This is a genomic window from Bacillus cereus group sp. BceL291 (assembly GCF_051776705.1).
In the GTDB taxonomy this organism is placed as follows: domain Bacteria; phylum Bacillota; class Bacilli; order Bacillales; family Bacillaceae_G; genus Bacillus_A; species Bacillus_A cereus.
In genome coordinates, this window is the sequence record NZ_JBPWAP010000141.1 from 1 (window position 1) to 6,846 (window position 6,846).

Below are 6,846 nucleotides of genomic sequence, written 5' to 3' on the forward strand. Positions count from 1 at the left end.
ATGATTAGGACTTTCACCTAATAATTCGAGTAAATAGTTAGATATATTCTACAAATATATCCCCACATTTCATGAGACTACTCAGTTATAGTGGAACGTTTCGCACCTTTCATGGGTCCTTCTGTGATCATTACTGATTTAGTTTGATGCAATGTACCAGAATTCCAATGTTTTAAATGAGAACTCGGTACCGCTACATGTACAGGAAGTGGATTTTCACTACCACCTGCACCAGTCCCCTGATTTTTGTTTGCTGATGAGAGCCACAGATACTTTTGCCCTTTATGTATCTTTACAACAATTTGTCCCTCTTGAAATGGTATCTCTAGCTTTTTGCTCACTTCTAGTTCGCCTTCAAAGATACAATCACCATTTTTAGTTATCTTTACAACATTAGGCTGTTCGATTAATTCCGCTTGAACTCCATTGGGTGCCGATTTCACATGAACGGAGTTTTTCACTTCATCCACACGAACCTGCCATCCAACAATTTGATTGTACTGGTTTCGAAAAGGGATCAATATACCAGGAGATCCTGACATCAAACGAAGAGAAAGTTGACCCTTCCTCATCTCATAAAAGCCCGGAACCCCCTGCCAACAGTTTTTATTCCCCATCTGTTTAAAATGCTGTTCCCAAACAGTCGTATACGTATTATCCTTCTCTAACACAATTTGTTGTTTTAAGAAAGATCGATATTGACGTACTTGTATTTGTTCCTCGCTCATTTTTCTATCTCGTAATAAATGTGTATGATGATGCTCCTGCAATGGTATGAAATCCATTAATTTCCGATTAAACACATCTAATTCCTCATTGCTTTTCTTATCATGAATCTGAACTTCATCCGCCTCAGGCAATCGATACTTATCTTTTCCATTTATGTAGTGAATGTAGCTTGGGTTGCCCGTGTTTTTTCCGTAAATCCATTTACTTTCTACACGTGTACATGCTACCTTCTCTTGCGAAACATGCAGCATGCAATTACCTGTATCATGACAAATCGGACACGTAACACGGTAAAATTCCCACCAGCTACCTCTTGGATAAGCACTCGTTAAACGAAATTGACCTTTTTGAATGTTATAATTCATTATTCCCCACTCCTTGTATACTGTTAATTATATATGGAACAGCTACTTCCATTAAACTCTTTATACTTCTATTCAGATATTCTCTTTGTTCTCCTAACGGATATACAAAAGAATATGTATCACAAACTAAATAATCGTTTCTATGTTCTTGATCTAGCAAAGCTGATTCTACATACGATTCAAATGCTCTAGCAAACATCTCATGATTCGTAGACCAATACTTTTTGGTTCTCTTCTTATCTAACTGAATGGCTGTATCAAAGTATACAGACCCTTTCGCTTGATAAGATATTTCATTAAGTTTCTCGCCTGTTTTTTTATAGTGATAAGCAGCCAACATTTGTGCGGTTTTCTCAAATTCTTTTTCAACTTTACGTTCCATACGCGTCTTAGCTGCCCCTGATAAGGTATCCAGCTTTCTGTACGAACTTAAGTGATAGGATTCTAGAATACCTGACACATTCCCCTTATATACATCATAACTATTAATGACGCTACCATAGAAATACCACTTTCTAGCATGGGCATTTTCCACATTAATTACTCTGGCCACTTTTCCTTGTTTACAAGCATCTAGCACAGCTTGCATCCTATCTTTGATAATAGCAGGCAAAATATTTCCGATACTCTTCCCACTTGATAGGAAAGCAAGGCTACCATTTTTAAAATCATGACTACAATCATATAAGAAATGATCCAGTGATGTGTAGCATCCTCCTGCGATTAGCAAGAGGGTAGCTACTGCCCATTTCGGGTACGATAGGTAAGAATTTGATGTTATCTCCAACTTTTCCCCCGCCTCACACCGTACGTGCGACTTTCACCGCATACGGCGTTCCATCAATAACTTTTGTATTATTAAATAGTAAATAGATTCATGTTGGATCGTAGTTTATTTACCTTCTCAACCTGCTTATCACTAAGCATAAGCTGTTTCATTAGTTTTTCGATAAGGTTCGGTTTTGTAGCATGAAGCAATCTGTGTGCTAATTCATGTACAATAATGAGATTTCTGTAATTATCATCGCCACCATCAGCCCGCCTTTTCACATGATGGCAACGTACCATTTGGGGGTAGAATGCCATCTCAACACCTGAGATTTCACATCTTCCTTGTGTTTGAGCGAAGCGACGAATACGGTTATCATTAAACTCAATGCTACGGTTGGGAACAAAATTCCTTTCAAGATAAGCAAATGCCTTTTTCATATGTGCTGCTTTTTCTTTGTGGCCGTACTTTACCCGACTTTCTTCTGAGTAAATGGTGTGGGCTTGAGAAAAATTCATAGCACTTGAATGTGACACGTTACCGATGGGAATTGCTTGAATACCACCAACATTAAAAGTTTTGTAGCCTGATTTCTTATAACCTTTATTACTTCCATTATCCGCATGGAAATAAACCTTACCTTTTAACCTATTATAAATAACCCTATTAGAGTGATAGGTGATTTTGTGAAAACCTTTGTTTACTTGTGTTGCAACTTTAAAGTAGTCATGCACACCACGAATATAAGCATTTAATTCAGATACTTTTACTGGAATCGTATTAATGCGGATAGACTTCACTTTCTTCTTAATATTTGCTTGAATTGATTTCATTGAATCTTTAGGAATGTAGCTTTGTGCCACAAATTTTTTCTTCTTAGCAACTGCTTTAAATTCGATTCCTAGAAATAACGACTTCCTTTTACGAAGGTTAGTAATTTTTGATTTAGATTCTGAGATTTCAAGCTTTAGATTCTTTTCAATGTAGTTTTTCACCGCATGAAACCATCTTTTAGCTGAATTGTAGCTATTTGTGAAGATTTTAAAATCATCTGCATATCGCACAATAAAGCCTTGTTTTAGTTTCGTTTTCTTCTGTACCCTATATCTTGGTCTGTTATCTTCATAGTGTGTATTCGTTGGGAAGTTATGCCATTGTGAAGCTACCCAATGGTCTAAGTCGTTAAGTACGACATTGGCCAATAAAGGAGAGAGGATACCACCTTGTGGCGTTCCTTTTTCCGCTTTACCTTCACCCACAATTTCACATTTCAACATTTTCTTAATAATTGCTAGAACCTGCTTGTCTCTTACCCCAATATTCCATAGTTGTTTTATTAGCTTATTATGGTTGATATTGTCGAAGAAACCCTTTATATCAATATCTACACAATAGTGAAGCTTATTAATATTAATTAAAAAGTTGGTACGAGCGATTGCATGGTGAGTCGATCTCAAAGGCCTAAACCCATAGCTATGCTCATAAAATTTTGCTTCTACAATCGGCTCAAGAATCTGTTTGAAACACTGTTGAATAATGCGGTCAAGCATAGTTGGTATTCCTAACGGTCTACTTTTTCCATCAGCTTTGGGTATGAAAACCCTTCTTACGCTATCAGGCTTGAAGTTAATTAGTTTTTCACGGACTAGATGAATGATTTCATCATCTGAGAATCCTTTGTATTCATTAATTGTTATTTGGTCAGTACCAGGTGTTTTACTTCCTTGATTAGATTTAATAGTACCAAAGGCAAGTTTTATATTTCTTTCATCAATAATGAAAGAATATAAATCTTTGAAGTTCCCACCATTTTTTGATTTTACATACAGACCATCTAATTCCCCTTGAAAATTATAATATTGTGGTTGAATACTACGATTTGCCATTAGTTTGTTTGTTACTCTCCTTTATAGGATTTCACCTATCTACTCTTACTCGATTCCAAACATATTCACTATAATAATTATTTTGGTATTGACTTAGGGCTATCCCTCCACTATGTTTCCATAGTTTCAACGGTACTATGCCCCTACTCTCATCACATTGAACTACATTTCTTCTAGTATTTAGCTTCCCTGTAGTGACAGAACACTCGCCTATAACGATTAACATTTCTGTATGTGACTTTCCACGTTCCGTAACCTCTAGCTGTGCATACGATTTTAGGTCCAACCTCTCCACCTGTCACTTTAGCAATACCATATAATTGCTCCCGATTTTCATAATCACGATTTTTACTCATCGGTAAGTGACCTTGCGAACTTAGCAAGAAGTCCATTTCTAGACATTATGGGTATAGATGGGTACATTCAGTTGTTCGTCTATCCTTAATGGAATTACTAACCATAATCGTTTTATAGCCTCCCGCCCTATCTAATACGACAAGTACCTCTACTTGTTTTTCCACAACTCGTAAAGGAGATGTTAGGGTATTATTCAGGCGACTTCACCTAGCTTCATACAATAAAGCCAATAGGCGCTTTATCGCATGTAGGAGTATCAGAGTAGACGCTTCAAGCTTTTGTTGGCAGCTCTCATTTCATCTATCGAGAATACAGTTATCATAAACCTTTAATAAATACTGATTTATGTTCTCTTTTCGTAGTTCAACTACTTATAGAGAAACGTGTCGCACCATGTCCCCATTCATGACACAATGCCCCGACTCCATTATCACGAGTTAAATTAATGACTTGGGTAGAAGGTTCATAATGTGCTAATGTATTGCCGCTTCCTCTCGCACCAATTGCCAGCCCTAAGCGTCCTCCTAGCCCTATATACTCAGGTGGAATCCCCAATATACGGGCTACATCATGTAACGCCTCAGATACATGCTCAATATGTTCTTTTGCATATTGTTCGGTGCAATAATGTCCAAATTGCATTCCCTTCAATCCAAACATAGTAACTACGTCTTCAGGTTTGGTAGCAAATTCTATTTCTGGTCCTTTTCTTTGGAGGGTATCTGGCAGTTTCCTACTCCAAGCAGCTGTGGATTTCTTACGAGTCGTAACCTTTTTCGTAAGTAAATCATTCCATGTTAGTTCATGTGATACACGAAGGTATGTAGAATTAATACTTTTTGAATTTGTACAAAGTGATATGAATTTCTTTCCTAATATTAATAACTCCATACCATCTGCATCAACAAATTCATCAAAATATTCTTCTACCATTCTTTTAAATGTGTATGTGACATTCTTATCTTTTTTAAATGCATACCAACCGTTTTGCATTTCCTTACCGTAAGAACCAACAAGATCTATCCATTGTTCTGAGGTATGTATTAACTGTATATCATGCCAAACTCTTCTACATGCTTGCACATACAGTTTCCTTGCAGTCGGTGTATCTACAATTGGCTTCTTATCAATCCTGCCCACTAGCAGTTGCTTTAATTTTGCAACACGTGGCGGGACATCATTTTCTTTTTCATGTTCAAAAGAGAATGGAATTAATGCGTTTCGATCCAATGTATTGAGCGCTTCTACTGGAGATTCTTTTTCAATTTCTGCTAAAACTTCTAAAGAAAATGATACTAAAAATGATTCTTTTAAGGCTCTTAGCTCTTTCTTAGCTCCTACTAATTTCTCACCAACATCATAGCTGTATTGATTGCGAACTTGTTTATCTGTCCTCACATCTTGTACTATTATGTTTTCTCTTACCTCTAAATCGAACAGTTCAAATAAATTCATGCTAAAATCCTCCTTTATAAAATAAAAAGACAGAAATTCATAGTCGTTTTTCACTACGGATTTCTGTCATTCCCTCTGTCTGTAGACTTCCATATAGTTATGTAAATCACTCATTACGATACACTCACACCTGTTAAAGAGAAAAGATCCTCTTTTGTCGGATTTAGTGCTTGTAACCAGCTATCTACCTCCAGAAAGTTTACTTTTTTTAATTGTTCGCCTTTTTCCGCACGCTTAACCACCTCTAAACCTCCATGCTGATGCACAATCATTACAAGATCATCTTTCTTGAAAATACAATCTACATCTGCAGAATTTATGTGGTGGTTACGTAGAATCGGTTTCCATTTTTTAAGTGAATAACCTTCTACATCTAAAAAACCACGGATAGCAGTAAAGCGAAAACTCGTCCCTCTAAAACATCTTTCCAATAAAAAAAGGAAATCCCGTACACATCCATTAAAATGAACATGATACAAATAGATTTCCCCTGCTTGTTTGGCTGCTCGCTGTGACAAGTTTGATGGTTTAATGGAAAACTGATAACAATCTCGTTCCCAAAATGCTCCTTCCTTTGTAACCCTCATTCGTAATGCACGTAAATTTGGCATAAAATCATCTGGATGTGCAGAACAAAATATAGATACTTCATAACTCATTTTCATTTGAATTTCCCCCTGGTTATATATTTATTATTTTTCTACTTCACAACAATTGATTACTTTACACGTAGAATAGATAACTCAAAAATATGAAGAAAAAGTAATACTCGATAAAGCCACGGCAAATGTTTTTCTCCATGATACATGTAAAGTTCTTTCGTTTCCCTTCTATAAGCAAATTGAACACCTAAGTGTGTAGGAAGTTTTGATATGTCCTCCATTTCAACGTTTTGAATAATCTCAATAACGGTATGGGAGGACTCCTTTAATAATTTCTTTAATGGCTCAAGAGGAATATTAAATAATCTACTACACTCCTTAGTTCGCTCTTTGTTATATTTAATAATTCTGGCCAATTCTTCTACAGTCGGATCAAATAAAGGATTTGTAACCTCTACATACTCAGACATAACTTTTTCTAATGTACAATCCATCTTGTTAATAATATAAAGACCCCACTCCTTAAACATATCTTCTAACGTACATGGATAGCCATACACCTCTAAACAGTACTTCCTTTCAAATGGAAAATAACAATCTTCTTCACAATCATGGCGTAAAATTGGTAAAAAAATCGTATTGTAATACTCATCAGAGTTGATGTGTAAGGCTGTCATTTTATC

4 protein-coding genes and 3 pseudogenes are annotated in these 6,846 nt (G+C 36.1%); all 7 read right to left on the bottom strand.

From position 1 onward, the window contains the following. Window positions 1-107: 107 nt before the first annotated feature. A pseudogene (locus ACS2CR_RS32880) lies at window positions 108-1,094 on the bottom strand (hypothetical protein); the annotation flags it as partial. Beyond that, window positions 1,084-1,797 (bottom strand): annotated as a pseudogene (locus ACS2CR_RS32885) (LPD1 domain-containing protein); the annotation flags it as partial. The pseudogenes ACS2CR_RS32885 and ACS2CR_RS32880, both read right to left, overlap by 11 nt. A 155-nt stretch (window positions 1,798-1,952) precedes the next feature. After that, on the bottom strand, window positions 1,953-3,749 hold the full coding sequence (gene ltrA / locus ACS2CR_RS32890; RefSeq protein WP_000013625.1) for a group II intron reverse transcriptase/maturase: 1,797 nt from the start codon (window positions 3,747-3,749) through the stop codon (window positions 1,953-1,955). Between the two features lie 173 nt (window positions 3,750-3,922). After that, window positions 3,923-4,105 carry a hypothetical protein gene (locus ACS2CR_RS32895; RefSeq protein WP_021727900.1) on the bottom strand — a complete coding sequence of 61 codons (183 nt, stop codon included), beginning with the start codon at window positions 4,103-4,105 and terminating at the stop codon, window positions 3,923-3,925. 379 nt (window positions 4,106-4,484) lie between these two features. Further along, window positions 4,485-5,561: pseudogene (locus ACS2CR_RS32900) on the bottom strand (hypothetical protein); the annotation flags it as partial. A 113-nt stretch (window positions 5,562-5,674) separates the two neighbouring features. After that, entirely contained in the window at window positions 5,675-6,226 is a 552-nt protein-coding gene (locus ACS2CR_RS32905; protein ID WP_000784218.1) for a hypothetical protein, read from the bottom strand. 53 nt (window positions 6,227-6,279) lie between these two features. Further along, window positions 6,280-6,846 (bottom strand): hypothetical protein (locus ACS2CR_RS32910; protein WP_242300375.1); only part of this gene is annotated, 567 nt, incomplete at its 5' end.

Coding starts and splice junctions, on each gene's coding strand:
- ACS2CR_RS32905 (WP_000784218.1), bottom strand. CDS start 6,226: ATGAAAATGAGTTATGAAGTATCTATATTTTGTTCTGCACATCCAGAT.
- ltrA (WP_000013625.1), bottom strand. CDS start 3,749: ATGGCAAATCGTAGTATTCAACCACAATATTATAATTTTCAAGGGGAA.
- ACS2CR_RS32895 (WP_021727900.1), bottom strand. CDS start 4,105: ATGAGTAAAAATCGTGATTATGAAAATCGGGAGCAATTATATGGTATT.